The following is a 26,537-nucleotide window of genomic DNA, read 5'->3' on the forward strand; positions in this document are numbered from 1 at the left end:
CCCTCATCCTCGCGTCCGCGGCGTCCGCCGCCGCCCAGGGACCGGGGGTCGACGACTTTCTCGCGCCTGCCGAGGGCGGCTCGCCCAAGATCGCACAACCCTCGGCGGTCGAGGTGGACGAGCGGGCCGACACGGTCACCGCCGCCACCGGTCAAGACGCCGCAAACGCTGCGGTTCAGCACAACAAGCAGGAAATTGAGTCCGAGGGGGCCGACCCCGCCAACCCGGAGATCGGCACGACGCTCATTCAATTCCCCAGCGGCCTAGGCGTGGTCGCGACGGGGGTCGGGACCTATCGCACCATGCCGAACGCCACCGCCACCCGACTGTCGCAGCGCAACGCGGCGGTCGTCGCGTTTGCGATGGCTAAGAAGAATCTCGCCGCCTATCTCGGCGGGCTTTCGAACGAGAGCAAAGAAGAGCTCCGCGAAAGCCTTGAGGATATTCAGCGGGCCGACGGCGGCGTCACCAACTTCGAGACCTCCACGGACATCTCGCTCTCGCAGTCGGTGGACATGATGTTGCGGGGCTTCATCACCTATGAGGTTCAGAACCGGCCCGAAGAGGGGCTGTATTACGTCAGCATCATCACGACGCCGAAAACGCGGGGGCAGTTTGAACGCCCCTCGTCGGGGCAGGTCGACGCGACCTCGCTGCGGGACGGGCTGCAGAAAGTGCTCACTGAGGTGAAATCCGGCCTTGTGCCGCCGGTCGGCGGGCGGATCGTCACCGTGCCGAGCACGGGCGAGGTCGCGTTCATCGGCTTCGGGTCGTCGGTGGTCCGCGACAGCCGCAGCCCCGCGATGACGGCTCGCATGAAGCTGACGGCGCAGAAGGTCGCCCGCGCCTATGCTCAAGACGCATTGTGCGGACTCATCATCGGGGACAAGACGGCTTGGGAGGGACAGGTGTTGGAGAGCTACTCCGATCAATACCAGGAGTTCGAAGCGGCGACTGAAAACGATCCGCTCGCCCCGGACGCCGCGGGCGAGCAGAAGCTGGATGCGGCCCGGGAGTCGTTCCTCGCGACAATGAAGGTCACCGACACTTACCGCGGAGCCCGGAGCGGAGCTCTTCCGCCCGGAATTGACGTGAAAAGCTGGTTCGACGAGGACGGGGCATGGGCCTACGGCATGGCCGTCTACCTGCCGGGCGTGAGCGACGCCGCCGCGGGAATCGGCCGGCAGATGCGCGACGCCAGGATTCTCGGACGGCCGGCAGGAGGTGATTCGGGCGGTGCCGCGGAAGGTCCACCAGTGCGCCCCCTGCCGTCCGGACGCGTCGGCGGCGACGACCTGTAACCTGAGTGCTATCTGCTTCCGCCGCAACGGCGAGCGCCGACAATGATTCTGGTCGAACGGCTCGCCGCTGCCTCGGGAATATACTGCGGAACGCCTTCGAGGCTGCTGAATACGGGCAGTGATTTCGGGGGCTCACCCGCCAGCCGAAGGTGAGACGAACCTCGCCAAGGGGCAAAATCCCAGACCGCCAAAGCACTCGGAATAGTCACCAGGCGGGTCACGTCCTTCACGGAATCGCTCAAAGTCTCCTACTTCGAGGGCAGCTGATCGGCTGCGGCATGTATTCATAGAATCTGCCCGTCGCGTCCGCCGGGGGAAGGAGGCGTCTCACCGCTGGGTGAAGGGGCGAGCCACGGATCCTACAGGGCTTTCAGACACGTTCCAGCGTTCGCACCCGGTCGCGGACCGTCGCGTTCGCGCCCGCTCCGTTGCGTTGAAAGTGGTCAAACGGGCCGGAAGCGGGGGTTTCCTGATCAGACTGACCAGGTTTCGAAATCACCTGTCTCCTGGCAAGAACCTCCGCGTCCGCCCCCTGGCCGAGAACTCTTCACATGTGCTCTCGCCCTAGTCTGCTCGTCCTATAAGTGAGCCTGAGTGCGCGAAAATGATGTCGGCGTCAGGCCCGTCTATGCTGCGGCGTCGCGTCACGCCGCCGTCCGGAAGGCCCCTTGATCGTTAACCTGTCCCACCCGCTCAGCAAAGCCCAGCGGAGGGCCCTGCGGGACCTCGTCGGCGAGGCGGCGGAACCGGTCCGCGAACTCCCGCTGCACTTGGACCACGCCCGCCCGCTGGCCCCGCAGGTCCGGGCGGCGGTGGACGGGGCGGGGCTGTCCGGTCGGGACTGGCAGACCGAACCGGTCCTGCTGGTTCCCCCCGGCTTCGCGCCGGCCGCCTGCGCGGTCTTGGCGGAGTTGCACGGGCGGTGCGGGTATTTTCCGCCGGTCGTTCGGCTGCGGCCTGTCCCCGGATCGGTGCCGCCAGCGTTTGAGGTGGCGGAGGCGGTCGACTTGGCCGCCGTCCGCGATCTCGCCCGGGCCGGGCGGGGGTCGACGGCGGGACCCGGTTCCGGCGACGGTTGATCCCCGCCGCCCCCGGGCGTATTCCCGGGACCTCCGGAAAACGGTCCGCAGTTATCCCGGGGCGGCGTCAGTGCGGAACCCTCCGCGGCGTAAGGCCGGCGTCTCGCCCCGAACCGAAGTCGATCCGCTGCCCGTCCTCGCCCAGTTCGCCGTCAGCCCGGTTCAGCGCTTCATCCGCGAAGCCCGCAAGTCGCAGGACATATGGAGCGGCAGTCTCGTGCTGTCCCACCTCACGCTCGCCCTGTGCGACGCGGCGCGGGAACGGGGCGGGGAAATCCTCTTCCCGGCCGGGGCGTTCGAGGATAGCGCGCCCAAGCACCCGCACCGGCCCCGGGTGACGAACGAGGTCACCGCGCGGTTCGACGACAATGCCCCCACCACGGTCGTCGCGTTTTGCGAGGACGTCGCCGGGGCCGGTCGGGCTTGGTGGCTTGACGCGGGGGAGAAGGTGCGGAACGGACTGCTCTCCGCCGGGCTCTTCCGGGAGGGGGAGTTGGAGAAGTGGTCGGAGCAACTGAAGTCCCGGTTCACGATCGGCTGGTCGTGGGCCGCGGTCGGCGAGGGGGGCGACGCCGCGGCCCTGCACGCCCTGCACCGTTACGCAGCCGCCGCGAAGGCGGCCCGCCGGCCGGCGGTCTACCGAGGCGACGACCGGCCCAAGTGCACGCTGTGCGGCGAGTTTGAGCAGATGGGGGAGCCGGGGAAGACCGTGAAGGAGGCGACCGCGTTCTGGACGGCCACGGTCTGGGGTGAGATTGGGACCGGCGAGGCCTCCCGGGTGATCCGCGCCCGCCTGGATCCGAACGGCCGTGAACGACTGTGTGCGGTCTGCCTGACGAAACGCTTCGCTCCGGTCTGGGCGATCGCTCCGAAGTTCAAGAAGGCCGCGGAAGATCGCGACGACGCCGCGGAGGCTCGGCGGTGGGATCACACCAAGGAGGAATCGTATCTGCGGTTCCCCTCGACCCACTCCGTCGCCCTGGCCGCGGCGAAGCGGCGGGTCGCCGAGGCGGCGGCGAAGGGAACGGACGAGGCGGAGAAGCTGCGGCAGGCGCTGGACCGGTTCGTCGCGGCCGTCGACGCTCGGCGGGCGATCACCGGCGAGCCGCTCGGCCGTCATGTGTCTCCGTGGCACGCGGACGTGCCTGGCGCCGACGCCGACGGGCCGGCCCGTCGGTTCCTGCGGCTGGACGGCGGGTGGCTGTTCCCCGACCGCTGGGACGGCGCCGGCGACGACGACCCAGGCGGACTGTTGAAGACGCTTGACGGGCTGCGTCACGCCGCGAAGGCTGCCGGGGCCCCGCTGGGCGACTGCCCGCCCGTCGCCTTGATCCGAGCCGACGCGGACAAGATGGGGGAGCGGCTCGAGCGTGAGGCGCGTGAGGGCGGCGTCGAACGCGCCCGAGAACTCAGCCGCGTCCTTGCCGAGAACGTGCTGGCGGAGGACGGGCTGATTCGAGCCTTGGAGACCGATCACCTCGGGGCCGTGTTGTTCGCCGGCGGGGACGAGCTGATCGCGATGGTCCCCGTCGAACAGGCCCTGCCCGCGGCCGCCGCGATCGCCGAGGCGTACGAGAAGCGCGCCGCGGAGGCGGGTTCCCAAGAACGGCGTGGCTTTCCGGACGTAACCGGCAGCGTGGGGGTCACGACGGTGTCCGTCTCGCACCCGCTGCGTATGGCGATCGAAGGGGTCGGCGACCTGCTGGAGCGGGCGAAGAACCATCGCCGGCCGGCCGTGGGGGCGGAGCGGGGCGACGCCGAGGGACTCCGGGACCGGCGGGCGTTGGGCCTCGCCGTCATTCCTGGCTCCGGCAACGTCCGCGAGGGGCGGGTCGGCCTGTCAGTCGCCGCGGCCGGCGGAGAGCCCCGTCGGGTGATCGGCGACCTGCTGGCCCCCCTGGCCTTGGCGATGACCGAGTCCGGCGTCGCATTGGAGCTTCGCCCGAAGGGCGACGGACCGACTCGACCCGTGACGGCCCGCGTCTCCCCGAAGCTGTTCCGGGAGTGGGTCGCCCTGCTGGCCCCCGTCGCCCCGCGCGGGCGGGCGAAGTTCGATAAGATCGCCCCGCACTTCCTCCCGGCCGAAAGCTCCGCGGTGGGCGGCCGCGACGGCGGCTACGCCTTGGCGGAGTTCGCCCGCCTGGCGGAACGGCACCTCGCCTCGATCGATCCGCCGCCGTCCCCCAAAGACCGGGCGGACATGTCGCGGGCGGTCGCCCGGACCCTCGCCGACGAACTGCGTCCGCTGCTGCCGGCCGACCCAGCGGTCGCGACGGGCGCGGACTGGGACAACCTCACCGGGCTGCTGGCGTGCGTCGTCACGCTGGGCACCCGCACGCTGCGGGGGGCGGACGACCGATGACGACTGGCACGACGCGACTGACGCTCGAACCGCAGGACGTTTGGTTCTTCCGCACGTCCCGCCCGTTCGGGGCCGCCCAAGCCGCCTCCAGCGCCGGCGAGGCCGACCTGCTGCCCTCCCCGGAGGTCGTCTTCGGATTGGTCCGCGGAGCCCTTGGCAACGCCCGGGACGGGTGGGACTGGACGGCGTACCGTCGAGGCGAGATCGTCGACCCGCTGCTCGGCCCGCCGTCGCTCCCGGACGCGGACCGCGATTGGCCGGCCGACGCCGTGCGAGTGCTGGGCTGCCTGCCGGCGGAGATCGGAGACGACGGCGCCGCCGCGCCTTTGTTCCCCGCCCCGGCGTTCCTGATGGCCGATCCGAACGGCGAGCAGATCGACGCGAACGCCCTCCGGCGGGCGGCCCCGCTCGACGCCCCGCCTGCCGGCGGGTTCGACGGCGATCGGGAAGGCCTGCAGCCGACGCTGCCGCCCGACGACGGGTTCCGCGGCCGCCCGGCCGACGGGTTCCTCACCGCCGAGGATTTCTCGCGGACGCTGGCGGGGGGGCTGCCGTCGGCGGTCGTCCCTCGGACGGCGCTGGCGGCGGAGGAGCCGCGGGTCGGCATCGCCCGGGACAACTCCCGCCGCACCACAAGACGGGGGCAGCTTTACACCCTCACGGCCCACCGCTGGCACGCCCGCGCACCTTGGGCCGGCGGCGACGCCGGCGGCGGAGCGGCGGACGCCGCGACCGGCCGCTACGGGTTGCTGGCCCGCGTCGAGAATGTCCCCGCCGGGGAGGCCGGCGCGCTCGCCCTCGTGCACGCCGGGGGCGAACGGCGGCAGGCGTGGACTCGTCTCACGGCGGAGGGGCCGGGCGACGGCTGGCTGCCCGCCGAGACGGGCCCCCGCGTCCGCGAGGCGGTCGCCGCCTCCCGCCGCTGGACGCTGACGCTCGCCGCCCCGGCGTACTTCAAGTCCGGCTGGAAGCCTTCCTGGGTCAACGGCGGGGGCGGCGGCGCCCCGCACCGCGCGAACCGCGGCGGGATCGACCTCGGCCGCCTCGTCGGTTTCGCCGCCGGCCCCGCGACCTTCGCCAGCGGCTGGGACATGGCCGCGAACCGCCCCAAGCCCGCCCGGCGTCTGCTGTCGTCGGGGACGAGCTGGTTTTTCGAGTTCGACGACGCCCCGACCGCCGCACAACTCGACGCCTTGGGCGGACTACAGGGCGAGCGGCTGGACGACTCCCGGGCGTTCGCCGGTTTCGGCCTGGCGTTCGTCGGATCTTGGGGCGAATCGCCCCCTCACGGCGTCAGTACGCCCGCCCCGGCGGCGTAACGCTCCCGCCCCCGTTCATTTTCCCCCGCGAGTCCCGACCCCGCCCGCCGCATGGCTCACGCCTACACGATTCTCACCCTGCACGCCCACTCTGGCATTCACGCCGGCAGCGGACAGGAGTTGGGGGTTGTCGACCTGCCGATCCAGCGGGAACGCACGACGGGCCTACCGGTGCTCCGCGGCTCTTCGCTGAAGGGGGCCCTGCGGCAGGCCGTCGAGGACCGCACCGGCCTGACGGCCGCCCTGGCCGGACTGAAGGAGAAGGAACGGAAGGACAAACTCGACGCCGAGCCCGTGCTGAAAGACGCGCAGGTGCTCGTTCACGCTCTGTTCGGCTCCGACGCCGGAGGCGACCAGGACGCGACCCACGCCGGGGCGTTGTCCGTGGGCGACGCCAAACTGTTGCTGTTCCCGGTGCGCAGCCTGTCCGGCGTGTTCGCCCGTGTGACCAGCCCGTACGCCTTGGAACGGGTTCGGCGGGACCTTGCGGCCTTGGGTGCCGCCGACCCGCTGCCGGCTTCGCCGTCGCCGGGCTCGGACGAGGCGGTCCTCACGGCCGGCACCGCATTGAAGGTGGGGGAGCACGCGGTGCTGGAGGAGTTCGCCTTTCGCTGCGGGGCGACGGTCGAGGCTCCCCCCGCTGACGACGACCTGCACCTACCGGGCGACCTGGCGGAGCGGCTGGCCGTGTTGTCGGACGACAGCTTCGCCCACTTCGCGCGGTTCGCGACGGAGGTCGTCACCCGCGTTCATCTCGACGACGAGACGAAGACGGTGAAGCAGGGGCAGTTGTGGACCGAGGAACTGCTGCCGGCCGAGTCGGTGCTCGTCGCCGTGATCACCTGCACCGACGCCCGCACGCCGCGGACGGACGGCGAATCGCTGCCGGACGCGCACCGGGCGGTCGACCTGCTGACGACCCTGCGGGAGTACGTCGGCGGGCGGTTGCAGGTGGGGGGCAAGGAGACGATCGGCTACGGCCAGTGCCGGGCCGCGTTCGCAAAGCCGGCCGTACTGGCCGCGAATCGGGAGAACTGACCGATGCCGATCGCCCCCCTGCCCGGCTCGCCGGGCCGCCCGCCCAGGCTCGCCCCCGGCTCGAAACAGGCCGCCGCTTCCGCCTCCGGCACCGGGGCGTCGTTCGGATCGCCCGCCCCGCTGGCCACCGGCGACGTCGACCGCCGCCGCGCCGCCTTCGCCTGGGAGCGGATCGCGGAGGTTCGCGACCAGCCTGACGACGTGAAGAAGCGGTACCGCGGCCAATCGCGGTCGGCCGGGGCCCTGATCCAGCGGAACGGTCTGGGACAGGCGTTCGCGTTTTGGGCCTCAAAGGGATTCAGCGACCAGAAACCCGCCGAAGGGAAGAAGGAGTTCGCCGACGTGCTGCTCTACCGACACCTCGGCGGGTGGATCGTCGGCGAGCTGACCGGCCGCGGGAACCTGCTGACCACTGCGCAGCAACTCGCCGGCGTCGACCCGGACGGCGGACCGCTGGACCCGCTCGCGTGGCTGATGGCCCCCGGCCGGACCACGCCGGAGGCGGTTCGCGCGACCGGCGAGGCGTTGGCCCTTCTGCACTGGCTGCGGCGGTTCGCGGATTCGCAACTGCCGAAGGGGGACGACTGATGGCGACCGCCGTTTCCTACGAGAGCCTTCACTGGCGGCCGCCCGCGCCAGGAGCAGTCCGGGATCTCTACGGCGATCGTCCGGTGCCGGAGCCGGAGCGGTTTCACCCGGGCTTGGTCTTCGACCGCCTGCTGCCCATCCCGTACCTGACCGCCGAGTACAAATCGGTGGAGCGGCTGGCGTTCGCCAAGTCCGAAGCCGCAGGCCGGAAGGTGGACGGGCTGAAGGGGAAGTGGCTGTTCGACTTTGTCGACCGGGCGAACGCTTATTACCGCAGTGCCGTCACGCCCCCACTGGCCGCACACCACGCCCGGGCCGACGCCCTGCTGACCTCCGTCCCGTCCGTCCGGTTCGACGCCTCTCCCGCTTGGCGATGGGTGACAGGGTTGGGCAACGAAACGCCGCTGGAGACCGGCCTCACGCTGCATCGCCCGCTCGGTGTGCCGTACCTGCCCGGCTCCGCCCTCAAGGGGCTGACGCGGGCCTGGGCGACGCTAACCGCGGAGGAGATCGCGACTGACCCCGCCATCTTGGAGGAATTCCGCGGCGAGGCGGCCCCACCCACCGCCGAAATGCTCGACGCCGTCTTCGGTCCGGAGGAGGAGCCGACGCCTCCCCGCTCCGAAAACGGCGAATGGCGACGGACCGGCTCGGTCGTGTTCCACGACGCCCTGCCTCGGCCCGGGTCCGGGTTTGGGCTGGCGGTGGACGTGATGACGCCCCACTTCCCCAAGTATTACGCCGATGCGACCGGGGCCATCGCCCCGCTCGAGATCGAGGACCCAGTTCCGGTCCCGTTCCTCGTCGCCTCGGGCGGCACCTACGCGGTCGCGCTGACCGCCCGCACCGCCGCCGGCACGGCCCTGCTGCCGTCGGCCGCGGCGTGGTGCCGGTCCGCCCTGGAGGATCTCGGCGCCGGCGGCAAGACGGCGAAGGGATACGGCTATTTCCTGATTTCCGAGGCGGAAGGGGCGGCGAGATGAAGTGGGTCCGCCTGGAACTGGAACTGATCACACCGTGTTTCCTGGGCGGGGCGGCGGGCGATCGCACGACCGCCGCCGATCTAAAGAACGAACTGCTCCGCCCGGCCAGCCTGATTGGGCAGTGGCGGTACTGGCTGCGCACGTTGCACGTCGACGGGTTGGCCGATGACTGGCGGCAGCGGGAGCGCGAGTTGTTCGGGGCCGCGTCCGGATCGGCCGGGGCGACCCAGGGGCGGGTCTGGGTGCGGCCGGTTGCAGGTCGCGAGCCGGAAACAATTCCCGCCAGCCGGGAGGAGGGACGCCAAAGCGACCACCTTCTGCACCGCCCGCCTCTGGAGCTTCAGTACCTGCTCGGTCAGGGGCTCTGGGATCGGAAGGAGGGGCTCACCCGGCCTGCGTTCCGGGAGGGACAGCGATTACTCGTGGACGTAGCCGTCCGACCGACACGGGGACAGTCGCCGGAAGATCGAGCCCGAGACTTCAAACACCTGCGGCACGCTCTCACGCTGTGGCATACGTTCGGCGGGCTGGGGGCCCGATCCCGCCGCGGGTGGGGCAGCGTTCAGGTCGTCAACCTCGACGCCGCCGCCGTGCCGGACGTGCCGGCTACCTCGGGCGAAAAGCCGGAGCGCTGGTTCTGGGAGAACGAGTTCCGCGGATTGCGGCCTGCGGAGCAGTGGCGGGATCTGGCCCGCGGCCGGACCGTCGCCTGGGGAGGACGAACGTCCGCTCCGGACGGAATGCTCTCTCCGTCCGGCACCGACTGCCACCCCGGCGACCCGCGCACGGCCGACCTCGCCGGCGACGGCGACTTCTCGCGGCTAGACCGGTGCTGCGTGGTCACTCCGCCGTTCTCCGGCCGATCTTGGGACGACGTGTTAGTACGTATTTCCGAGGTGATGAAAGCGGTTCGGGCGGACCCGGATTTCCGATTGCCCGGCGGCGAGTACTACTCTGGAGAAACGCCGCCCCCGCGCGCCGCCTTCGGCCTGCCGCACAATTACTTCTTCAAGAACAGCGGCGGAAAGGTCGACATCGACGGCGCCGCCGCCGGCGCGACCCGCCGGGCCTCCCCGGTTCTGCTACACGTCGCCCGGGTGAACGACCGTCACGGGCCGTTCGTGCCGGCGGTCCTCTGGTTGAAAGCGCCGCTCGCCCCGGCCGGCATGAGCTGGAAGTCCAAGGCCGGCCGCGGCAGGGTGGGGGCGCCGGACTGGGAGGCGGTCCGAAGGTTCCTCCTCGCCGCCGCCGACCCGACCACGGTATCGTCCGCGCCGAGACGGTGACGCCCCGACCTTCGCCCGCCCCCTGATCGGCCGCCGCCCCCCGCCGCCCAACCTCGCCGCCCTCGCCGCCCTCGCGGCGGAAGCGGCGGAGTCCTGCGCGCGGCGTCGGCACGGACGGGCGGACGCGAACGAACTACTCGGGCCGATTTACGAGCACCTTGTGCGGGTGTGGCACCAGTACGACCCCGCCGCCGGGTTGCCGGGGGCGTGGGCCGCCCGGGTGGCGGAGAACCGCGTCCGCGACCTCGAACGGGCCGAACGCCGCCGCCGCGCCCGCGATCGGCGGGCCGCCGCTTCCGGGCCCGACGCCGCCGACCCCGGCCCGGACGCCTTCACGCCGCTCGCCGGCGCTTTAGACGGGGAGGCGCCGGCGTTTTCCCCCGACGACGTCGCACGGTTGAACGCCGAAGACGTTCTCTCCCGCGTGCTGATCGCCGCGGCGTACGGGCTGTGGCGGGTCGCCCCGGCCGGGTTCACGGGTCCCGGAGGGGACTGGTTCGCTTGGCTGGACGAACTGGGGGCCGTCGATCCGGCGGCGGTCGACGACGCCCTGCTGGCGGCCGACACCTCCCGGGAACGGGTCGCGATCGTGGCCGACGTCGCCGGGCTAGTGGACAACTCGGTCTTCCAACGCTTCAGACGCTCACGGCACCGGGTTGTGCGGCTGGATTACTGGTGGAACGTCGCCCTGCCGCACGTCGACCACCACGACGTCTTCACGGGCGACGACCTCGCCAGGTTGCGGGCAGTGGGAGGCGAACCGGTCGAGGCGGACGGCCCGCCGGCGGACCGGCTGGTCCTGCTCTGCCTGGGCGGGGCGTGGAACCGATTCGAAACGCGGAGCGACTTCGAGGAGGTCTGCCGCCCCAACGTCCTGCGGAAGAACTTCCCCTGGCTGACGTTCCTGGAGGAACGGTCGTTCGCCGCCCGCCTGCGGGCGCTGTCCGGCCGCGACGCCCTACACCGCCCCGCCGAGGAAGTGCGGGGCCTGTGGCGAAAAACCAAGGACGACCGGTCAGCCCTGGCCGTGCGGGGACGTAGAGATTCCGGAGAGACTGATGAGTGACGCCCCCACCGCCGCCGACGATCCGCACGCCGCGGACGACCCGCTGGTATGGCGCGACCTTCCGGACCCGCGCGGATGGGACCCGCATTCCACGAACTACGACCGCGACGCGACCTGGGACGTGGAAGCTCAAGACGACCGTTGGGTCAAACTCACCAGGCGACCGAACCGCCACAAATCCGCCCACATTTCGGACGACTCGCCGGAGCGGCCGCGCTGGGACGCGTGGCTCGGGCCCGAGGTCGTTGCCGACCTCGTCCGCCTCGCCCCGAAGAACTCCCGATCCAAGCTGAAGAAAGCGTGTGCCGCGGCGGTCGCGGCGGCCGACGCCGCCGTACGTCAGACCTTGGGGATTCCGCTCGCGGTGCTGCACGGCAGCAAAGCGGTGGTACGGGACGGCCGGAAGATCGAGTCGCCCCGGGGCCGTAAAATGCTGTTGATGGTGCTCGAGAACGGGGCCCGGGTCGTCCTGCAGTACCTCGACGCCCCGCGTCGGGGGCGTCTCACGACCGCATTCTTCCCCGACGCTTCGTTGGACGCGCTGCTCGGCGGGCACCTCCCGGGGCTTGAGTGGCAGGCCGCGGTGAGCGAGACGGTCGCCGCGTATTGTCCGCCGGGGCAGGTCCTGCCGGACATCCACCACACGTTCGAGGTGAAGCAGACGGGGCGCGGCCGGACCGAACGGCGGACTGGCGTCCGGTTTCTCACACCCGGGGCGTGGGGCTTCGCGTCGGACGAACCCGGGGCCGTCTGGGAAAGCCCCTCCGCCTACCCCTCCCCGGCGGCGGTGGAACAGCGCGGAGCAACATCATGAAGGAGAAGCCCCTCGACCCGTTAGGCCACCGGACCCGGCTGCGGATGCTCACGGCCCGGCCGGAGTACGCGGCGGCGGTCGCCGGCCCGACCGATGCCCCGGCCGCCCGGGCCGCCGCGCTCATGGCGGCGGTGTCCCGCGGGTGGTGCCTGCTGGCCGGCGCGGTCGGGGAATCGGCCCCGCTCCCGCCGGCGGTGATCGAGAACGGCTCGGCCGCGGCCGGCCCGGCGGTCGACGCGCTGCTCGCGCAGCTGGGCGGGTTGGCCGACCGGGTCGACGCCGCCGAGTCCCAGTTCGAGATCGACGCGATCGTCGTCGCCCCGCTCCGGACGCGGGCGGACCTGCACGCCGCCGCCGCGGCGGCCCGCGAGACTGTCGGCCCTGACGCCCCCGCGACTGGCGAACTCGACCGCCGGGGCGCCGACCTCGACGCGGCCCTGCGCGAGAACCTCGACCTGATCTCGTTGGCCGCGGACACGTACCTACTGGACAACTGGCGGGCCCTGGTCCTGCCGGAACACGCCGCGGGCCTGTGGTGGCTGTCCGGCGAAGTCGAGGCCGCCCGGGACGCCGCCCGCCTCGACGCAGAGGCCGGACTACCCACCGCCGACTGGTGGGCCGACCTCGCCGTCACCCTCGACCCCAGGTCGTATTTCAACGAAACCACCGCGGAGGTCGTCGCTTCGACCTCGACCACGAAGCCCCCCGCGCCCCCTGCCGAGGGACGTAGCCTGGTCACGCGGGCGACGGCCGAATATCGCCATCCCGTGCGGTGGGGCGCGATCGTTCCGCAGGCGGCGATGGCGGCGGCGACGCCCGCGGCGGGCGCGCCCACCGCGGCGCGGTTCGTCTCCCCCGACGGGACGGTGATCGCGACCGTCCGCGTTCCCGCCGTCACGAAGCCGAGCGGCGAGACCCCCCTGGTCGTCCTGTTCGAGGCGGCGGGCGGCGACGACGCGACCCGGGAGGCGCTCGTCGGCACGACCTGCCGGCTGGGCGGGGCCCCCATCGCCGACGCCCCCGCCGCCACGGTCGAGGAAGTGCACGGGGCCGTCCGCGCGGCGTTCGTGTTCGAGAAGGTTCGGGACACATTGGGGCCGACGGCCGACGACGGTGCCGCCGGGCTGCGGCTGCGGGTGGATGACGCGGACTGGCCCGTCGTGCGGACGGACCGAGCATGACCGTGGCGGTAGTCAGTCCTGGACGGATTCTCGACCCCTCGATCTCTGCCCCTGAACTCGCCGCCCAGCTGGGGCCGGCGTTGGCCGGGTGGTGGATGCCGGCCGCCTCCCGGGCCGAGGCGGCGGCGGCACTGTGTGACGACGCTTTCCTGCGTGTCCCCCGCCGGCCGGACGAGCCGGGAGCCTGCGCGGTCCTCTGCTGGCGCCGCGGCGGGGGCGCGGCACTCCGCGAGGGCCTGCCGATTCCGGTGCGGTGGGAGGGGGTGGACAATCCAGGGGAGCCGGTTCACGACCCCCGCTTGCCGAAAGATTTGCGGTCGGTGGCCGACGACGTCCGGAGGGAGTTCCCGGACGAAGGCCGCGGGCGCCAGCTGGCCCTGGACGATCCGCCGGCGGAGAACGGGCCCCCGCTGCCGGATCTGTCCGGGTTCAGCCCGGACGTCCTCACCGCCGGCAGCGGGTTCGCATCGCTCTCCGCCGGCCTGATCGCCGCCGCCACCGCCCCGGACGAGCGGGTCCAAGGCGAACACCCCCGCGTGTGGGCGACCGGCGCCTGGCGGCCGGGTGGCGGCGTGGACGAGGTCGTGGGAATGCCCGCGAAGGTTGCCGCCGCCCGAGAGATTGCGGCGGAGTGGGGGGACGACCAGATTCAGTTCTTTGCCCCGGACGGCCAGTTGCAGCAGGTGAAGGACGCAGCCGCGTCCCCCGGGCCGGCCGTGACGCCCCGGACCTTCGCCGCCGACCCCCGCCCCGCGGTCGCGCTGGCTCCGCTGCTGGCCGCCTGCCGCCTGCCGCCCGACCCGCGGGCGGACCTTGACGTGTTGTTGGAGTACGAGGAGGCGTTGCGGCCGCACGACGCCCCCTCCGCGGACGCCTTCTACCGGGCCGCGATCCTGCCGCACGTTGTCGTCGACGTCAGCCCGTCGGGCGAGTCTCCCGGCCCGATAACACATTTGGTGACGGTCGTCAGCGGACAGACCGAGCCGGCCGAACTGGCCGCCCGGGCTCTCCGACCGCCGCCGGCCGTTCTGCTGTTGCACACCCACGAGTTTCGATCGAAGACCGCCCGATTACAGGGCCGTCTGAGGCAGGGGGGCGTTCTTTCGGTGGACGCCTGCGAGTTCATCCACCCGGGCGATCAGGCGGACGCCGGTGCCGCCTGGATGCCCGCCCTCGGCGATGCGCTGCGGGCGTCGGTCGCCCGTTTTCTGGAGGGGGCCGACGCGAGCCGCGTGCTGTTCGAACTCACCGGCGGGACTTCCGCCATGAAGCTCGCGTTGGCACTCGGGGGGGCGATCCCGGCCGGGGCCGTCTGCCGCGTCCTTGACAGCGGCCGCTATCACCCCGTCCTGAATCGCGCCATGCCTGGGACCCAGCGGGACGCCGTCTGGCGGGCCGGGGAGTCGTGGGGGGCCGAGCCGTGACCTCCCCCGTCCCCCCCGATCCCCCCGCGTCCCCGGGGGCTGCGGTCCCGTCCGCCCCGCCGGCCGGCGCCGTCACGAGCACGGCGTCGGCCCGGGAGGCCGGGCGCAGGGTGTTTTGGGACCTGCCGCGGGAGCGGCCCGTGTCGGCGGCGGTGTTCGCGCTGGTCGTGGTCGCCTCCGCCGCCGCCCTGTTCGGCTGGCTGCCGGGCGGGTGGGTGGAGGCGCTGGACCGCTGCACCATCGTCGTCGCCTTCGGGGCGCTCTGGTTCAGCCTGATGACCTTCTGGCACGAGTTCCGCGAGGAACGCCTCGGGGCGGAGCGGATCGCCGTCGTCGTCGCCGACGGGGCCGGCCGGGAGGTGGTCGTCCGCTACCGGCCCCGGCGGCGGGACCTCACCCGCGGCGAACTGGGCGGCGTCCTGGCGATGCCGCTGGGCGGCGGCCACTACAACCGCGGGGCGATCTTCGAGCCCGCGTTCCAGGTTCGGGAGGGGGAGGCGGAGAGCCCGTTCGAGCGAACCCTCGCCGGGCGGACCGACCGGCTCGTCATCCGCGTCGCCCCGCAGGCGTTCGACGAATATCGAGCCCAGATCGCCGAGGCGGCCCGCGGCGGCGATCGCACGCCCGGGGCGGCCTGATGCGCGTCCTCACCGTCGACGGCTTATCGCTCGAGTTCGTCTCCGCCGGGCGGCTGGCCCCCTGGCTGGGGCCGGCGGTCCGCGGGACGCTCGCCGAGCCGCTCCGGCGCGGGCGCTGCCCCGCGACGGCCGGCGGCGGGCGGTGCGAGCCGGGGTCGCCCGAGGCCTGCGTCTCCTGCGCGACCTACGAGGCCCTCGCCCCACCGGTCCCGGCCGGGTCGCCGCTGGGGCGGGCCCGCGGGGCCGGCGGCGGCGTGCCCAAACCGGTCTCGCTCGCCCCCGCCGGGCCGGCCCCGGACTGGGCCGCCCCCGGGGACCGGCTGCTGTTCCGACTCACGCTGCTCGGGCCGGCCGCCGCCCACATGGACGCACTGCTGGCCGCGTTGGACGGGGCCGGACGCGACCGCGGACTGGGGCCGGACGCGGTCCGCTTCTCCCTCGCCGGGATCGCCCGGCCGACGACGCACGAACTGATTCCCGCGGCGTTGCCGGGCGGGCCGCGCGCCGTCCCCGGGACGATCCCGCGGCTGGGGCTGGAACTGACCGCCCCGCTGTTCCTCACCGGCCGTGACGGGACCCCGCTGGTCGAACCGGACCTGCCGGGGCTGGTGCGGTCGGCGGTGCGGACCGTCGGGACCCTGCTGGCCTGCTGGGGCGAGGGAGACGGGGAGCTGACGCGAGCGGACACCGCGTCGCTGATCGCCGCCGCCGAATCCGCCCGGCCGCTGCCGGCGGACGCCCGCTGGGGTTCGTTCTCGCAGTCGCACCAGTCCACCCGGCAGGGCCGACGGCGGACGCTGCGGGGGTGCGGCGGGGCCGGGGCGTGGGCGGACGTGCCGGCCTGCCTGCTGCCCTGGCTGCTGTGGGCCGGCCGGTTGGGGTGCGGCAAGGACCGCGTCGCCGGCGCCGGCGTCTGGAGGCTGACTCTGGATTGACGGCCCCCGGCCCCGCGGCGGTCAGTCCGCCGGGTCGAACCAGTCGGCCGCCTTCGCCCGGGCCCGCTGCTTGACGTTCTCGTCGATCGCGAAGGCGACCGCCGCCACGGTCCAGGCGAGGGCCGCCGCGTCGTCGGCGAAACCGACGCCCGGCAGCGCGTCGGGCACGGCGTCCAGCGGCATCATCAAATAGGCCAGCGCGGCGGCGATTCGGGCCTTCGCCCACGCCGGCGTATTGGGGCTGAGGGCGGCGTAGTACAGCCACAGGGCCTTCTCGACCGTCTGCCGGCCGATCGCCCCGGCGCGGGTCGACAGCAGGCCCCGCAGCGCCGCCCGCTCGGGCAGAGCGTCCCCCTCCGGCGCCAGGTCCAACGAGGCCGGCCGTTCGGCGGGCAGCGGGTCTCCGCCACGGCAGGACGGGACGGAGAGACGGGCGGAGGGGGCGAGCATGAGTGAGCGGGAGCGGCGGGGGTCTTGGACGGGTGGATGCGGGACTCACGTCCCGCCCCACCTACGCCGGTCGCGGTTCCCGCCTGACGCGGCGGGCAAAAAAGAACGGCCCGCACGCCCAACAGCGTGCAGGCCGTCATTGGCCGAAACAGATCGGCCCGGGGACGCCAAGGTAGCGAAGGCACTTCTGCTGCCCGTACGTGCCTCTGACACAGACCCCGTTTCAACCCGCCTGGTTAGCGGAAGCTCGGTGGGGTGAGGTCGAATACTACGAGCAATTGTTCGACGGGCAGTGGTTTTAACCCGCCTGCGTAGCGGAAACCCGGTGGGACGTGCCCACCAAGGGGCTCCCCAACGCGGCCCATCGGGGCACCATGTTTCAACCCGCCTGCGTAGCGGATGCCCGGCGGGGCTCGGCGAGGGCCGGGCGATCTACAAAGACCCCGTCACCGACGAGTTTCAACCCGCCTGAGTAGCGGAAGCCCGGTGGGGCGGCGTGGACATCGCCAACTACCTCGGCAAGGTGCTGGTCAAGTTTCAACCCGCCTGCGTAGCGGAAGCCCGGTGGGTCGGCGATGCACAAGTGCAACTTGAAGACCCCGCACCGCTTGTTTCAACCCGCCTGCGTAGCGGAAGCCCGGTGGGGCATCACGCGGGTCGACCACCTGAACGGCTGCGTGTTCTTTCACGTGTTTCAACCCGCCTGCGTAGCGGAAGCCCGGTGGGGCACGTTCAAGACCTGTTCCACACGGACGACGTGGTCGCCATCTGGTTTCAACCCGCCTGCGTAGCGGAAGCCCGGTGAGGCGACGGCCCGAACCTGCGGACCCTGCTCGCCGGTTCGCCCTATTTCAACCCGCCTAGTTAGCGGAAGGCCGGTGGGGCCCAATCTACAGCATCGACTGGGCGACGATGTACTACTACGCCCTGTTTCAACCCGCCTGCGTAGCGGAAGCCCGGTGGGGCGATGAACGACTTCGTCGAGTTCTTCGAGGACCAGATCTGGGGGTTTCAACCCGCCTGGATAGCGGAAGCCCTGTGATGCCAAGCCGTTCGACAAGGCCCTGCTGGCGGAGCGTGTGCGGACGCTGGTGTTTCAACCCGCCCGCGTAGCGGAAGCCCGGTGGGACGCCCCCATCCCCAATCTCTCCGTCGGCCAGTCGGTCACGTTTCAACCCGCCTGAGTAGCGGAAGCCCGGTGGGGCGACGTGCTGTGCGTCGTGGACGACTGCTGCGTCACCTGCTGGCCGTTTCAACCCGCCTGCGTCGCGGAGGCCGCCGGCTCTCGCAACCCCTTGACGATCAACAGGTTGTGAACGCGTTTGCCCGCCCCCCCAAAAGGGAGGTCCACCGGGCGGGGGAACTGGCCCCACCGGGGCCGCAGTCTCCCCGCAAACTCCCGATCGGTCAAGGGCTTACGCCGGCCCCAGGCCCCCCGGAACGACGCCCCAGCGCCGCGACGAACTCCGTCACGACCCCGTTCAACCGCTCCCGCAGGTCGTGGACGGCCCAGTGGGTCTCCCAGTCGGCGAGGGCCACGGGAAAGCAGTCCGGCTTCAGCCGCGTGCCGTGCGACGGATGTTCCTCGAAATCCGCCGGGCTCAGTCGCCCCTGATTGCAGACCGCCAACGTCCACCGGCCGACGGCGTCGGCCCGCAGCGGTTCGGCCAGGTCGCAGGCGAGGCTGGGCCGGCCGGGGCGATTTTCGTGCAGGCAGCCGCGGTCGACCTCCAGCCCGCGGGCGGCGGCCGCGGCGGCGGCTCGTTCGACCACCAACGTCCCGGCGAGGCTCAGCAGGGCGTTGACCGGCCCCCGCGGCGGGCGGCGGACCCGTTTGGCGAACGACCAGCCCGGCCGCAGCGTGGCAGCCAACAGGCGAAACCAGATCGCCGCCGCGCCCCCCTCCACCCCTCGCAGTGCGTTGACCGAGTCGACCGCGTTCGCCCGCCGCCATGCATTGCGCAACCGATGCAGCGCCGCGGTCGCCCCGGGTTTGCCGCGCTTCTGCAACTCTCGGGCGGCAGTTCCCTGCGCGGCGAGTTTGTCGAGGACGAACCGGCGGGCCAGTTCTCGTCTGCGATCCGGGTCGGCGAGGGCGGCGAACTGTCGGTCGCGCAGACCCGCCGCCGAGGGGCCGGGGCGTTCGGGCAGGAGGCGTCCGCGAACGCGGCGGCCGTCGGCGCTGAATAGGGCGATCGGCGTTCCGGCTTGGCAGAACCGATATAGCGCCGCCGCCGACAGGTGCACCGTCCCGTAACAGCAGACCAGATCCAGCCGCCCGGTCCGCACCGCGACCGGCTCGCCGTGCAGGGGCGAGAAGACGGCCCGCGGTCCCCGGGTGCCCAGTCGTCCGGGACCGACGCAGTGCCACGTCCGCGGCCCGAACGGCGCCGCCCGCTTGGGCCGGGGCCGCACGGGGCGAGGATCAGCGGCGGGGCGAAGGGCGGGCACGAGAAGCCATCGAGCGCGGGAGAACCCGCCCCGCAACGTCGGCGTGTGCCGATCGGTTCAAAAGCGGAATGCGAAACGTGGGCTGAGCCCGCCTGCGTAGCGGAAGCCCGACGGAACGCATGGACTTCTACAGCCCATACGTCCCGCTGACACAAACACCGATTCAACCCGCCTGATGAGCGGAAGCCAGACGGGGGGGACCGACTGTCTCCGCCGGATGCAGGAGGGCGGACCGACGTTTCAACCCGCCTGGTTAGCGGAGGCCCGGTGAGGCGGCCGAGGAGCCGGCCAAAGACCTCGACATTATCGTCTCGTTTCAACCCGCCTGGTTAGCGGAGGCCCGGCGAGGCGAATTCTCCAACGCCCTTCAAGAGATTGAGGATTGGCAGGAGTTTCAACCCGCCTGGTTAGCGGAGGCCCAGCGAGGCGCCCCCAAGCTGATGCGGTGCGATCTGGAGAAGATCCCCGCGTTTCAACACGCTTGGTTAGCGGAGGCCCGGTGAGGCACTCCTTGAGCGCCCCCCGGCGAGCGGTCTGTTCTCCGTCGTTTCAACCCGCCTGGTTAGCGGAGGCCCGGCGAGGCGGCCGAAAAGGGGTGGGTGCTGCTGGGGCAGAAGTACGTCGAGTTTCAACCCGCCTGGTTAGCGGAGGCCCGGCGAGGCGAGTACGTTGTACATGCTTGGGCACTGGATTCTGATGTTTCAACCCGCCTGGTTAGCGGAGGCCCGGCGAGGCGCGACAACCGTCGGCAGGCTGTCGCGGCCCTCCTGGTCGCGTTTCAACCCGCCTGGTTAGCGGAGGCCCGGCGAGGCCTCCGCTGGCTGAGCGCCCCTCGTTCGACATCCGCAACCCGTTTCAACCCGCCTGGTTAGCGGAGGCCCGGCGAGGCGACGCCCTGGAGGCGGCGCACTACCACAACAGACACAAGGGTTTCAACCCGCCTGGTTAGCGGAGGCCCGGCGAGGCGCGGGCTCCGAGGCCTACCGTGTGCGCGGCGATACGCCTGGTTTCAACCCGCCTGGTTAGCGGAGGCCCGGCGAGGCCCCGGCGTCCTCGACGCGCTCGTTGCCGTCCTGAAGACGAAGTTTCAACCCGCCTGGTTAGCGGAGGCCCGGCGAGGCGCTGGGTCAAGGCCACGCTCCTCGACATGGTCGTCGAGGTTTCAACCCGCCTGGTTAGCGGAGGCCCGGCGAGGCGTACCGGACGCCGGAGCTGGCGGCGGCCCCCAAGGATGTTTCAACCCGCCTGGTTAGCGGAGGCCCGGCGAGGCTTGCTGGAGCTGTTCGCGGACCTCAACGAGGGTCGTCTCGCCGTTTCAACCCGCCTGGTTAGCGGAGGCCCGGCGAGGCACCAGTGCCCAGGTGCTGGTGTGGCGTGAGGCAGCTAACGTTTCAACCCGCCTGGTTAGCGGAGGCCCGGCGAGGCCTGCGGCTCATCACGGCCAGCACCCACCCGCAGCACTACGCCCGGTTTCAACCCGCCTGGTTAGCGGAGGCCCGGCGAGGCGCCGGCAGTTGTAACCTCTTGACCTTCAAGACGTTGCCAAGCCGTTTGCCCGACCCCCCGGTTTGGGGGGTCCGCCGGGCGAAACGTCGGCCTCGCCGGGCGACGCAGTGTCGCCCTAACCGGCTGCCGGGTCAACTGTTTTCGTCGGCGCCCGACCCCCCCCTGCGGATCTCCCCCGGCCCGGGGATCGGGCGCCGACGACGCTGGGACGAGCAGCGCGCCGGTCGCGGAGGCCACCACCGCCTCGGGGCGAATCGCCGCCGGGCGCCCCCGCGCACGGCCGGTCGGCGTCTCGCCCGGCGCCAGGCGCCACGCCTGCAAGAGGTCTGCGGAGGGGTCCAGGTGGACGGCGGCGGCGTCCAGCAGCGCGTCCAGGTCGAGGGGGGACAGCTCCGCCAGGAACACGCTTTTCTGCACCCGCACGGCGGCGGTTTCCAGGATCGCGGCGCATTTCCGCAGTCGGTTCGGATCGCTCACGTCGTAGGCCAGCAGAAACCACATGTCCGCAGCCTAGCGCCGGCGCCGCGGACGCGGGCGAACGCCGATTTCGCGAGGGGCCGCGTCAGGGCCGCGGGCCGGGCGACGTATTTCCAGCACTGGCACCTCGGAGTCGCCTAATGACCCGAACCGCTCCCGCCAACGTCCCCGACCTTCCTCCCCGCACGTCCGCTCCCCCGCCCGCCATGAACGCCGCCCGCCCCCGCTCCGCCGCCGCCGCGTACGCTCGCACCTCCGCCGGGGACCGGCGGGGGGCGACGTGGGCGGGGGTGGCGGGGATCCTGGCCCTGGCGGCACTGCTGGCGTTGGGCGGGGCGGCGGTCTGGCAGGCGTATCAACTCGGGGAAGATGCCCCGGTCGCCTTCCCGGCGCCGGCCGCGGCGCCGACGCCGGTCGTCGCGCCGGTCGAACCGCCGGCGCCGACGCCGGCGGAGGTCTACGCCCAGGAGATCCTCCCCCTGATGACGCCGTTCGAGGCCCGCAACCGCGCGGCCGTCGGCCGGGCGGTGAACGATCTGCGGGAGGCGTTCGGCGGGTTCTCCGCCGGCGTCCCGGTGTTTACCGAGGACATGATGACGTTCAACACGCGGGGCGTGCTGGCGAAGCGGACGGCGCAGGACTGGTGGGCCGAGGACGGCGCGGACCGCGTGGGGGCGTACGTGGACCGCAAGGTGGCCCGGTACGTCGTCAGCGACGCCAAGCTGCGGGACGCGGTGGCCCGGGCGGCTGAGCGGCTGCGGGCGGACCTGCTCGCCAGCCGGAATACGCTGCTGGCGGACGTGGACGCGGCGCTGTCCGCCCGGGATCTGGCCGTGCGGCTGGAGATGGACCCCGCGGGCGTCAAGCGGGTGCGGGCGGCGTTCGACGACCGGCTGCGGGTCGAGCTGCGGGCCGACGCCGCGGACTCTCTGCGGACGATGATCCTCAGCGAGGTCGGCGGGGAGCTGATCGGCTACGCCCTCACCCAGATCCTCACCCGGCTGGTCGTGCAGGCGGCGACCCGGGCGGCGGCGGCGGTGGGCGTCTCCGCGTTGGCCAGCGGGTCGGCGATGGTCGGCGGGGCGGCCGGCGGCGGGGCCGCGGGCACGGTCGGCGGGCCGGCGGGCGTGGCGGCGGGGATCGCCGGCGGCGTGATCGTCGGGTTGGCGATCGACTGGTGGATGAGCGAACGGCTCGAGGCGCAGCTGGCCGGCACGATGCGGAACTACCTGGACGCCCTGGAGCGGTCCTTGATCGAGGGCGGCCACGGCGCCCCCGGCGTGCGGGACGAGTTCGCCGCCGCCGCCCGTCGCCTCAACGCCGACGCCGCCGAGGCCCTTCGCGCCGCCGTCCTCGGCGACGACGCCTGACGGGCCGCGGCGTCCGCGTCCCCCTCACCTTCTTCCGCCAATCCCTTCTCCCCGCCCACCGATGACCGCCCGCCCGTTCGCCCTGCCGCTGTTCGCCCTGCTGCTCGCCGGCGCCGCCCTGCTCGCCGCCCCGCCGCGGGCGGCTGCGAGTCCGGCGACCCCGCTGGCGAAGCAGCTCGTCGCGGAGATCGCGGAGCGGTTCGGTTCGAAGGGGGCCCGGGAGTTGGCAGAACTGGGCGGCCGCGAGGGGTTGGAGGAGGTCCTGGAGCGGGCGACGCGGGAGGGCGCCGGCGAGGTCGCCGTCCGGGTCGCCCGGGAGCGAGGCCCGGCGGCGCTGAACGCGGCCGCCCCGCACCCCGGGACGCTGCTGCCGGCCCTGGACCGCCTGCCGAAGGGACTGACGGACGAGGCGGTCGCCGCGTTGGGGCGGGAGCCGGACGGGATCGCCCGGCTCGTGCGGGAGTACGGCGACGACGTGCTGGAGGCGGAGGCCCGTCACCCGGGCTTCGGCGTGCGGCTGACCCGAGCCGCGCGGGCGGACGGCCTGCGGCTGCTCTCCCGCTGCGACGAGGACGCGGCCCTCGGCCTGGCCCGCCGGGCGGACGAACTCGCCGCGCTCCCGCCGTCGTCCCGGCACGCCCTCGCCGACGCCGTCGAGGCCGGCGACACGGCCGGTCTTCGGGAACGCTTGGCGGAGCTCGCCGCCCAGCCCGGCACGATCGTCTCCGCGGGCCTCGCCGGGGCCCTGCTGATCGCCGCCGGCGAGACCGCTGAGGCCGCCGACGCCTTCGCCGGAACGTTGAAGGAACCGCTGAAAGAGCTGGCCGGCCCGGAGTCGATCACCGCAACCGCTCCGGACGGGACCACGACGACGACCACCCGTCCCGCGTGGGCGGCCCCGCTGAACCTCGCCGCCGGCGGCCTCGCCGCGATGCTCGTCATCGTCGGCCTGGGGGCGGGGTTGCGGCTCGGGCGTCGGACGACCCGTTAAACGCCGGCCGGACCGCCGACGGTGGAGACCGCCCCCGTCTGCGGGGACGATGACTTCCCGCCGGCGTCCGCCCCCACGACTCCGCCGACCCCTCCCGCTTCTCGTCCCGAACGCCCGCCGATGAGTCGTCCGATGCGGTCCGCGATCGGCTGGGTGGATTTCTCCTCGGAGCACCGGGATCGGGTGCGGTCCGTGCTCGACCTGCTGGGCGGGGCGTCGGTGCTGGACGAGCTGGGGATCGGGTCGATCCGGGACTCGTTCTCTGACTTACTGTTTCCCGGACTGTCCACGATCCAGACCCGGGCGAAGTACTTCCTGACGGTCCCCCGCATTCTGAAGGAGTACGAGGGCCTGTCGCGGCGGGAGCGGGGCAAGACACCGCTGGCAGGATACCTGCCGGAGCGGGAGCGGGACGTGATGGAGAGCCTCTGCCGGAACCACTCCGGGGACGGGGAGGACTACACCCGACTGGGAATCGTCGGGTCGAAGTTCTACGGCCGGGACCGCGACGCTCAGCGGAAGCCGTCGGCGGTCTACTGGAACGGCCTGCGGACGTTCGGCCTGGTCCGGTCCGACCGGTCCCTGGCAGAGTTCGTGCGGACGTTCGCGGACCCGCTCCGGGAGATCGGCGACCTGCTGACGGCGACGGATCAGAACGATCCGGACGATGGCGGGGCGGACGCCCACGAGCCGCGGGTGCTCGTCGCCGACCGGGAGGACGACGATGAGGGCTGGATCGCCTCCGTCCGCCTAGACCTGACCGCGGCCGAGGCCGGACTTCTCAAGCGGCAGATCGAGACGCGGGTCCCGGAGAGCCTGCTCGGCCGCCTGATGCTGGACGACGCGCTCCGCGAGACTTTTCTCGGGCCGCTCGCCGATCTTCGGTTCGCCGACCTGTACGACGAGCCGGCCTTCACAGACCCACTGCCGGCCGACCTGCGGCGGGACCTGCGGACCGCCGGGGACTTCTGGCGGCTGCTGGAGGGGGCCCACGTCCGCTACAACGTCCTGCTCCAGCCGAAGGGCACGCCGGAGACCCGCGACGAGGCGGAGGCCCGTTGGGCCGCGTGGCGGGCCGGCTTGGACGAGTTCCCCTGGGACCGCTGGGAGACCGACCGCCTGTGGGAGGCCGCGGCCCGCGCGAAGCGGGCGGTGAAGCCGTTCACCCGAACTTTCGTGACGCAGTGGATCCGGGCCGTGCGGGCTGGGGCGGACGAGGCCGCACTCGACGCCCTCGTCTCCCGGCAGGAGCGGCTGAACAAGGGCCCGCGGGCCCGCCTGCGGGAGGGAGCGGACGGCCGCGTCGACGACTGGGTCGGGATCGACCGGCTGGAGTACCGGCTGCCGCAGGCCCGAACGATGGTCCGCGACGTCGACGACGGACTGGCCCGGGCGGAGCCGGCCGGTGCTTGACCTCCGCAAACACCGCGTCGACTACGGCGAGCAGCTCGTCCCGCCGGACGGCTACGCCCTCGCCCGGGCGGTCGCGGCGACGTACTCGCTGGACTTGGACACGCTGCTGTCGGTGCCCGTCGCCCTGTTCTTCGCGCAGACGCTGGAGGGGACCGGCGGCGGGGAGCGAGTCCAGCTGCTCGACGCGATCCGCCGCAGCGCCGGCGTCCTCCGCGTCTACCACCAGCGGGGGCGGGTGAAGGTCCCGCCGCGTCAGAACCGGCTGTACGGGCTGCTGGAGGACTGCGTCGTCGGCGTCCCGACGGCCGGACCGTTCGCCTCGTTCCACCCGAAGGTTTGGGTCCTGCAGTTCGAGGGGGAGGGCGGTCCGACGCGGTACCGGCTGCTCGTGCTGAGCCGCAACCTGACTGCGGAACGGAGCTGGGACCTCGCCGCGACCTTGGAGGGGGAGGTCGGCGAGAAGCCGGAGAAGTGGAACGCCCCGCTCGTCGACTTCGTCCGGTACCTCGCCGGCCGGAAGACTTTCGAAGGCGCCGACGCATTTCTGGACGACTTGGCCCGGGTGCGGTTCGCGCCGCCGAAGGGGTTCCACGCCGTTCGCTTCCACCCGATCGGGATCGGCGGCTCTTCGCGGAACCCGGTCGGGCGGCAGCGGGGCGAGCGGGTCCTCTGCATCTCGCCGTTCGTCCACGAACACGCCCTCGACGGGCTGCGGCGGAACGTGACCGGCGATCGGCGACTGTTCGGGCGGACGGAGGAACTGCGGCGCCTGCCGGCGGCCGCCCTGGCGGGACTTCAGGCCTACGCGCTCTCCGACTTGGTAGTCGAGGGCGAGTCGCGGGACGACGCGGAGGACGGCGGGGGCGAAGCGGCTCGGCAGGAGCTCCACGCCAAGCTGTTCGTCTACCACACCCACGGCCGGGCCAGCCGGTGGTTCCTCGGGTCGGCGAACGCGACGAAGGCCGCGTTGGAGAAGAACGTCGAGTTCCTGCTGGAACTGCGGGGCTCCGGCGAGGCGGTCGGGATCGACCGCCTGCTGGACGAAATGCTGGGCCCGGACCGGGCCGGCGGGGCGTTCGAGGAGTTCGCCCCGCCGGAGGAACCCGCCGCCGCCGAGGGGGACGCCGCGGCCGAGCGGGCGGTGCGGCGGCTGGAGTTCGACCTGCTCGAATCGCTGGAGGTGGCCCGGGCGGCGGTCGTCCGGTCGGCGAACGGGGCGAACTACGACCTGGAGCTGACGCTGATCGGGGCGGACCGGCTGCCGCTGGACGGGATGGACGTGTCCGTCGGGGCGTTCAACTCCGGCCTGAAACGCCGGCCGTTGGGGCGGGAGCCGCGGGTCGACCTGCGGTTCGAGAACGTCACGGAGGGACACCTCAGCCGGTTCCTCGAGTTCGAGATCGCTCGCGACGGGGAGCCGCTGCGGTCGTTCCTGAAAAAGATCGATGTGACCGGCCTGCCGGAGGGCCGGGTCGGGGTGATCGTCCGCGGGGTGGTCGGCGACGCCGGGGGATTCCTCGAGTACCTCCGCTTCCTGCTGGCCGAGGAGTTCGAGAAGCCCCCGGCCGACGACCGTCGCCGCGACGGGTCGACCGCCGGGGACGCCGACGGCAGCCCGCGGGACCGGCAGGCGCCGATCCTGGAGCGGCTGCTGGTGACGGCCTCCCGCCGCCCCGGGCGGCTGAAGGAGATCGACGCGGTGATCAAGGAGCTGTGCGACGCCGACGACGGCGCCCCCGGGGAGGGTCCGGGCGGGCCCGTCGTGCCGGAGACGTTCCTCGCGTTCTGGCGGTCGTTCCGCGCGGCCCTCCCAGACGGCGGGGCCGCGCCGGAGGACGCCCCGTGAACGCCGTCATGACACCGAG

Annotated in this window: 21 protein-coding genes, 1 pseudogene and 1 CRISPR repeat array; of the genes and pseudogenes, 19 read left to right on the plus strand and 3 right to left on the minus strand. The window is 72.5% G+C overall.

What is annotated here, in order from left to right; translation table 11 throughout:
• The first annotated feature begins 113 nt into the window (after window positions 1-113).
• The 14 genes from CA12_RS05560 to CA12_RS05625 all read left to right on the plus strand — a co-directional run bounded on the left by CA12_RS05560 (window position 114) and on the right by CA12_RS05625 (window position 16,014).
• Complete coding sequence (locus CA12_RS05560; protein ID WP_145357882.1) at window positions 114-1,301, plus strand: hypothetical protein; 1,188 nt, start codon at window positions 114-116, stop codon at window positions 1,299-1,301.
• A 668-nt stretch (window positions 1,302-1,969) separates the two neighbouring features.
• Window positions 1,970-2,380 (plus strand): CRISPR-associated protein Csx15, encoded by a 411-nt coding sequence (gene csx15, locus CA12_RS05565; protein ID WP_145357883.1) that lies wholly within the window; start codon window positions 1,970-1,972, stop codon window positions 2,378-2,380.
• 70 nt (window positions 2,381-2,450) lie between these two features.
• Window positions 2,451-4,742 (plus strand): Cas10/Cmr2 second palm domain-containing protein, encoded by a 2,292-nt coding sequence (locus CA12_RS05570; protein WP_145357884.1) that lies wholly within the window; start codon window positions 2,451-2,453, stop codon window positions 4,740-4,742.
• The gene (locus tag CA12_RS05575) at window positions 4,739-6,061 is read left to right on the plus strand and encodes a type III-B CRISPR module-associated Cmr3 family protein (RefSeq protein ID WP_145357885.1); all 1,323 of its coding nucleotides are present in this window, start codon (window positions 4,739-4,741) and stop codon (window positions 6,059-6,061) included. The genes CA12_RS05570 and CA12_RS05575 overlap by 4 nt, the downstream gene beginning before the upstream one ends.
• A gap of 51 nt (window positions 6,062-6,112) precedes the next feature.
• Entirely contained in the window at window positions 6,113-7,099 is a 987-nt protein-coding gene (gene cmr4 / locus CA12_RS05580; RefSeq protein ID WP_145357886.1) for a type III-B CRISPR module RAMP protein Cmr4, read from the plus strand.
• 3 nt (window positions 7,100-7,102) lie between these two features.
• A complete protein-coding gene (gene cmr5 / locus CA12_RS05585; RefSeq protein WP_145357887.1) occupies window positions 7,103-7,687 on the plus strand; it encodes a type III-B CRISPR module-associated protein Cmr5 in 585 nt (194 codons plus the stop codon).
• Window positions 7,687-8,670 carry a type III-B CRISPR module RAMP protein Cmr6 gene (gene cmr6 / locus CA12_RS05590; protein WP_145357888.1) on the plus strand — a complete coding sequence of 328 codons (984 nt, stop codon included), beginning with the start codon at window positions 7,687-7,689 and terminating at the stop codon, window positions 8,668-8,670. Before cmr5 ends, cmr6 begins: the two co-directional genes overlap by 1 nt.
• A complete protein-coding gene (locus CA12_RS05595) occupies window positions 8,667-9,956 on the plus strand; it encodes an RAMP superfamily CRISPR-associated protein (protein ID WP_145357889.1) in 1,290 nt (429 codons plus the stop codon). The genes cmr6 and CA12_RS05595 overlap by 4 nt, the downstream gene beginning before the upstream one ends.
• A gap of 160 nt (window positions 9,957-10,116) precedes the next feature.
• Window positions 10,117-11,022, plus strand: coding sequence for a hypothetical protein (locus CA12_RS05600; protein WP_145357890.1), 906 nt, complete (start codon window positions 10,117-10,119; stop codon window positions 11,020-11,022).
• On the plus strand, window positions 11,015-11,836 hold the full coding sequence (locus CA12_RS05605) for a hypothetical protein (protein WP_145357891.1): 822 nt from the start codon (window positions 11,015-11,017) through the stop codon (window positions 11,834-11,836). Before CA12_RS05600 ends, CA12_RS05605 begins: the two co-directional genes overlap by 8 nt.
• Window positions 11,833-13,017 (plus strand): hypothetical protein, encoded by a 1,185-nt coding sequence (locus tag CA12_RS21870; RefSeq protein ID WP_165700576.1) that lies wholly within the window; start codon window positions 11,833-11,835, stop codon window positions 13,015-13,017. The genes CA12_RS05605 and CA12_RS21870 overlap by 4 nt, the downstream gene beginning before the upstream one ends.
• Window positions 13,014-14,441, plus strand: a complete 1,428-nt coding sequence (locus tag CA12_RS05615) for a hypothetical protein (protein WP_145357893.1) — start codon at window positions 13,014-13,016, stop codon at window positions 14,439-14,441. The genes CA12_RS21870 and CA12_RS05615 overlap by 4 nt, the downstream gene beginning before the upstream one ends.
• A 110-nt stretch (window positions 14,442-14,551) precedes the next feature.
• Window positions 14,552-15,079 (plus strand): hypothetical protein, encoded by a 528-nt coding sequence (locus tag CA12_RS05620; protein ID WP_145357894.1) that lies wholly within the window; start codon window positions 14,552-14,554, stop codon window positions 15,077-15,079.
• Window positions 15,079-16,014, plus strand: coding sequence for a hypothetical protein (locus tag CA12_RS05625; protein ID WP_145357895.1), 936 nt, complete (start codon window positions 15,079-15,081; stop codon window positions 16,012-16,014). Before CA12_RS05620 ends, CA12_RS05625 begins: the two co-directional genes overlap by 1 nt.
• Window positions 16,015-16,035: 21 nt before the next feature.
• On the opposite strand, the gene CA12_RS05630 is transcribed toward CA12_RS05625, so the two are convergent.
• Window positions 16,036-16,464 (minus strand): YkvA family protein, encoded by a 429-nt coding sequence (locus CA12_RS05630; RefSeq protein WP_145357896.1) that lies wholly within the window; start codon window positions 16,462-16,464, stop codon window positions 16,036-16,038.
• A gap of 496 nt (window positions 16,465-16,960) precedes the next feature.
• On the opposite strand from CA12_RS05630, the gene CA12_RS05635 reads away from it, so the two are divergent.
• On the plus strand, window positions 16,961-17,269 hold the full coding sequence (locus CA12_RS05635) for a hypothetical protein (protein WP_145357897.1): 309 nt from the start codon (window positions 16,961-16,963) through the stop codon (window positions 17,267-17,269).
• A gap of 602 nt (window positions 17,270-17,871) precedes the next feature.
• Here the strand turns inward: CA12_RS05635 and cas1 are convergent.
• Both cas1 and cas2 read right to left on the minus strand, forming a co-directional pair.
• Window positions 17,872-18,915, minus strand: coding sequence for a CRISPR-associated endonuclease Cas1 (gene cas1, locus CA12_RS05640; protein WP_165700577.1), 1,044 nt, complete (start codon window positions 18,913-18,915; stop codon window positions 17,872-17,874).
• 237 nt (window positions 18,916-19,152) lie between these two features.
• Window positions 19,153-20,421: a CRISPR direct-repeat array (repeat unit 37 nt; unit sequence GTTTCAACCCGCCTGGTTAGCGGAGGCCCGGCGAGGC).
• A gap of 384 nt (window positions 20,422-20,805) precedes the next feature.
• A pseudogene (gene cas2, locus CA12_RS23190) lies at window positions 20,806-20,922 on the minus strand (CRISPR-associated endonuclease Cas2); the annotation flags it as partial.
• A gap of 182 nt (window positions 20,923-21,104) precedes the next feature.
• Between cas2 and CA12_RS05650 the strand changes: the two are divergent.
• From CA12_RS05650 to CA12_RS05665, 4 genes are all read left to right on the plus strand, one after another.
• Entirely contained in the window at window positions 21,105-22,268 is a 1,164-nt protein-coding gene (locus CA12_RS05650) for a hypothetical protein (RefSeq protein WP_145357899.1), read from the plus strand.
• A 61-nt stretch (window positions 22,269-22,329) separates the two neighbouring features.
• Entirely contained in the window at window positions 22,330-23,259 is a 930-nt protein-coding gene (locus CA12_RS05655; protein ID WP_145357900.1) for a hypothetical protein, read from the plus strand.
• Between the two features lie 120 nt (window positions 23,260-23,379).
• Window positions 23,380-24,672, plus strand: coding sequence for a DUF6361 family protein (locus tag CA12_RS05660; protein ID WP_145357901.1), 1,293 nt, complete (start codon window positions 23,380-23,382; stop codon window positions 24,670-24,672).
• Entirely contained in the window at window positions 24,665-26,518 is a 1,854-nt protein-coding gene (locus CA12_RS05665; RefSeq protein WP_145357902.1) for a phospholipase D family protein, read from the plus strand. Before CA12_RS05660 ends, CA12_RS05665 begins: the two co-directional genes overlap by 8 nt.
• Window positions 26,519-26,537 lie beyond the last annotated feature (19 nt).

Source organism: Alienimonas californiensis (assembly GCF_007743815.1).
GTDB classification, from domain to species: Bacteria; Planctomycetota; Planctomycetia; order Planctomycetales; family Planctomycetaceae; genus Alienimonas; species Alienimonas californiensis.